The organism is Olivibacter sp. XZL3 (genome assembly GCF_004368405.1).
Classification (GTDB): Bacteria; Bacteroidota; Bacteroidia; order Sphingobacteriales; family Sphingobacteriaceae; genus Olivibacter.
Genome location: NZ_SBJH01000120.1, coordinates 1 through 1,412 on the forward strand (window position 1 = coordinate 1; position 1,412 = coordinate 1,412).

Annotated in this window: 3 protein-coding genes; all 3 read right to left on the minus strand. The window is 47.5% G+C overall.

Annotated elements, in window-relative coordinates; genetic code table 11:
- Positions 1-682: transposase (locus EPX21_RS22245; RefSeq protein ID WP_166670858.1), on the minus strand; the 682-nt coding region annotated here is incomplete at its 3' end.
- Between the two features lie 50 nt (positions 683-732).
- Positions 733-1,071, minus strand: coding sequence for an IS66 family insertion sequence element accessory protein TnpB (tnpB, locus tag EPX21_RS22250; RefSeq protein ID WP_134092095.1), 339 nt, complete (start codon positions 1,069-1,071; stop codon positions 733-735).
- Position 1,072: 1 nt separating this feature from the next.
- Positions 1,073-1,291 (minus strand): IS66 family insertion sequence element accessory protein TnpB, encoded by a 219-nt coding sequence (locus tag EPX21_RS22255; RefSeq protein ID WP_240768766.1) that lies wholly within the window; start codon positions 1,289-1,291, stop codon positions 1,073-1,075.
- Positions 1,292-1,412 lie beyond the last annotated feature (121 nt).

A 1,412-nucleotide genomic window follows, 5' to 3' on the forward strand; every position in this document is an offset into this window, starting at 1 on the left:
GTAAATATCCTTTTGTTTTGGTGTCGAAGATCAATTGTTCATAAAGCGGCTCAAGTTTGATCAGGGATTCTTTTGTCCAGCCCTCGATGGTCGAGGAGGCGATCTGTATGTTTTCCCTGGCAAAGATCTGTTTCTGTCGGTACAGCGGGAGGTGGTCCTGATATTTTCCGGTCAGTATCATCGCCAATAAGCCTGCTCCGGGGATACCTCTGTCGATGACACGCTCGGGAAGTTCGCCGATACGTACGCCATCTCCATTTTTAGGCGTGTATTTATAGCGGATATAGCGTTTGATATAAAACTTTGCTGGCTCGCACTCAAGTTCTTCAGTGATTTCCTTTCCGATGCATACCATATCCGATAGGTCCCCCTCCGGGTGTATGTCGATCTCTACTACAGGTAGATGTTCAGGTAACTTCGCACGTCCCTTATGGTTAGGGCGCTTACGTGTATACTCGATCTTTTGTTTGATTTCTTCCTGTTGCTGTTCTGCTTCCTTAGGCCCGGCTTCAAACGGGAGTGCGGCCTGGCCCGGATCGCCTTCAAAGCGTTCGCGCTTCTGGCCGAACTGCATCCGCTTGTACATGGCAAGCTGGGACTCCAGATATTCGATCTTTTCATCACGGCTGGAAATGGCCTTCAGAAGGTCATCTTTCGAGAGGGATTCCAGCGCTGTTTCCATACCCTAAAGGTACGGTTTTATCTGCGTTCCTGCAATCAAAAAAGCTGTTTTTATGGCAGTAAATAACGTTTTTTCTGTATGCTTTTTACAACCTGGACGCCCTCGATGAGCAATACCAGATCGCTCCATGACAGTTCACCTTTCTTAAGTGCAGATGTACCAAAAGTACCCTGCTCCAGCCGTTTGTAATAAAGGACAAAGCCCCCATGTTCCCAGTGCAGAAGTTTGATATGGGTACGGCTACGGTTCAAAAACACAAATACCTCACCGCTGGTCGGCTGGCGCTGCATCACCGAAATGACCAGACCGCAAAGACCGTCGAAACTCTTGCGCATGTCGCAATGGCCATCGTAGAGATAGAACCGGTGAGAAGACCCCAATGAAAACATATCAGTAAAGACGGATCAACTGGGAAAGTAAACCAAGATCGATATCTACTTTGATCCGCACCCCATTCGGGTAGATAACCTCAACATCGCCTTTTCTGCCGGTCTTATCCATCGCTATAAAGCCGCCGCTGGACGCGCCGTTTTCTTTGCTACGCGAAAACCAATAATAAAAGGTGGCTTCATTGATCCCGTTTTCCTCGCAGTAACGTTTCTTGCTCATACCACTCTGCTGCCAGTCTGCTATCATCGAAAACATCTGAACTCTTTTTTCTTCTTTGCTCATCTAGCAAAGCTAAAGACATCATAACATTCTTCATAGACGTGGACCATAGGGCGGATAC

Excerpts from the sequence above, each read along its gene's own strand:
- tnpB (WP_134092095.1), bottom strand. The coding sequence starts at position 1,071 with ATGTTTTCATTGGGGTCTTCTCACCGGTTCTATCTCTACGATGGCCAT.
- EPX21_RS22255 (WP_240768766.1), bottom strand. The coding sequence starts at position 1,291 with ATGAGCAAGAAACGTTACTGCGAGGAAAACGGGATCAATGAAGCCACC.